Below are 2,450 nucleotides of genomic sequence, written 5' to 3' on the forward strand. Positions count from 1 at the left end.
AAGCATACGCCAAATCAAGCGCAGCATAAATGTTCAGCTTTGAACTTTGAGCTAAAAGACCGGCAAGCCTTAATAACACTCGAGTCGAAAAAGGTACGGATAAAGATCCGATCGATTCGGTTCTTTCCGTGCTTATCCTTCTTAACTCTAAAGCAAACTGCAAAAGCTTATTTATAAGCTCGCCGTTTAGTCCGGGTATTTTATTTTTAAGCAGGATTCTTTCAAATTTCTCATCAGGATAGCTGCATTCAATAAAACGCCATCTATCCAAAAAGGCCTGATTTAATATTCTGGTACCATTATAAAAACCGCTTTCATCTCCGGAGCCTTTGGTATTGGCTGTAGCGATTACCCTAAAAAACGGATGAGGAAATACTATCTCGCCTCCGTTTTGTAAAATGCACAAAGGCCTGCCCTCTATCACGTCATTTAAAAGAGCCAGATCTCCGGGATTAACCAGATCAATTTCATTTAAAAGTAAAATCGAACCGTTAAGCATAGCTCTTGATAACGGACCGTAATTAAAAGTTACATTCCTATCCTGCACGCTAAAATGTCCAAGCAGATCCTGAACTTCACTGCGATTTGAAAAAGTTACCTGTTCAACCGACCACTTTAAACGTGCGGCGATTTGTAAAACCGCCGAAGTTTTACCGCAGCCTGAAGGCCCTGCAATATAAAGAGCGTCATTTAAAGGTTTATCCAAAAACAATAGAACATTATTTAAAAATTCTTCATTGAAAACATATGAAGAATCAATTGCGGGAATAAATCCCAATGCTGCTGCAGGCGTTTTAACGGTACTGACAATAAGCTTTGCCGGCATAAAGACTTGCTGTAAATCACAATGTTTCATAATAAATCGGATATTAACTTTAACGTTGTGCCGAAAAATCTATCCCCAAAGAATTAAACTCGGATCGAAAATTAGCTAAAGAACTTTCTTTATTCTCTTCAATACGCGTTTGACTTTTTAATTCGGCATTTTCAGAATAAAGCTTCTCAATTCCTATACAATCAATTTCCACAAAACGATTTACGGATCCGTCTTCTTGAGTACGACTCTTATAACGCAAGCGTCCTGAAACGAGCAATTTTTCACCGGTTTTAAGCACATTCTTATAGCGAGAAGCCATCTTATAGGCTCCGTTGTCCCGTAATACTATCCGATGCGTTTCTTTATGCTCAGTATAGGTTCCAGTCTGTCTGTTATACCAGTTCTCTTTAGTAAGCAAATTAAAAGCTAAATACTGACTGCCGTTTGACTGAGAGCTTAAATTTATTTCCTCAGAAACAATCTCACCAATCAAAATCACCTGGTTGCAAGCTATCAATTAACACCTCTTTTTCATTAACTTAAATGACGCTTACCTTACAGGAAATTTATAGGAAGAAAGCTAAGAAACACTGCAAAAGTGAGACAACCTCTTTACAAACGGCTTATATATCAAAGAAAAAATTTAGGGGTATTTTTTCCTTGATTCAAAATTTCGCAAAAAAAGCTAAAAAATATTTTTAATGCAAATTGCTTTTTCTTCATTAGACCAAAGGTCCGAAAACATCCTTAATATGCAGACGCAAACGCTCAGTATCTTTTTCAATCTGCGGATTTTTAATGACGTCATTGGCAATAAATGAAGGCAGTTTCTTCATTCCGATAAATTGAAAAGGCTTGTGAATTCCCATCAACGCACCGTCAATCCCCGCGCCTTCAAAGAATTGTTTCGGATCATTAAAAGCTTCAAGCGGAGCGTTCCAGGTTGATGAAACCATGTAGTATGCGTTAACGCACTTTCCTCCGCTGCCGTAAAGTTTGGTCGCATCATGACGCGATCTGCCGTCACCGCCGCAAATTAATTCATGTCCGAAAACCTCATCTTCATATTTTTTATATTGCCACGGAGCCGACATCCACCAGCCCGGCATCTGCAAAATAACAAAATCGCTATCGGCAATTTTACGGGCCTCAGTCTCTCGGTCATAAGGATCTTCAACCTTCGTAACGGTTACGGAAAACCCCAATTTCTCAAGCTCTTCACGCATCACCGACACGAAAAAATGATTAAGCGAACCTCCCTGCCCGAATATCTTGCACCCGGCATCAATAATAAAAACCTTTTTCATATTCTCTCCTTATTCACTTTTACTAAGAATGTTATATTCCTTTAATCTCTTTTTGTAAACATATGCTAACTCATTTTCTTTTCCTTGATTGCTTTTTTGTAATTGCTATAATTAAGCCCTGATATAACTTGAGTCTCTGTAGCTCAGTCGGATAGAGCACTCGCCTCCTAAGCGAGGGGTCGGCAGTTCGAATCTGCCCAGAGACGCCACTTTCCTTTACCTGCATAAGGTTATTTAAAATTTTCCCATTCTTAAATTTAAGCGCATATTCGATTACTGCAACACTGCGTTTTTAAGCTGCTTTTTGATGTTTCTTCCTATTAAAC

3 protein-coding genes and 1 tRNA gene are annotated in these 2,450 nt (G+C 38.6%); 1 reads left to right on the forward strand and 3 read right to left on the reverse strand.

The window, feature by feature from the left end:
* The 3 genes from QZ019_RS09635 to QZ019_RS09645 form a co-directional block, all read right to left on the reverse strand.
* Positions 1-826 (reverse strand): AAA family ATPase (locus QZ019_RS09635; RefSeq protein ID WP_295484595.1); only part of this gene is annotated, 826 nt, incomplete at its 3' end.
* 49 nt (positions 827-875) lie between these two features.
* Positions 876-1,334, reverse strand: coding sequence for a single-stranded DNA-binding protein (locus tag QZ019_RS09640; protein WP_040909060.1), 459 nt, complete (start codon positions 1,332-1,334; stop codon positions 876-878).
* A 205-nt stretch (positions 1,335-1,539) separates the two neighbouring features.
* Positions 1,540-2,124, reverse strand: coding sequence for an NAD(P)H-dependent oxidoreductase (locus QZ019_RS09645; RefSeq protein WP_295484598.1), 585 nt, complete (start codon positions 2,122-2,124; stop codon positions 1,540-1,542).
* A gap of 132 nt (positions 2,125-2,256) precedes the next feature.
* Here QZ019_RS09645 and QZ019_RS09650 point away from each other — a divergent pair.
* Positions 2,257-2,333, forward strand: a tRNA-Arg gene (locus QZ019_RS09650).
* The last annotated feature ends 117 nt before the right edge of the window (positions 2,334-2,450 follow it).

It is taken from the genome of uncultured Succinatimonas sp., assembly GCF_905203285.1.
In the GTDB taxonomy this organism is placed as follows: domain Bacteria; phylum Pseudomonadota; class Gammaproteobacteria; order Enterobacterales; family Succinivibrionaceae; genus Succinatimonas.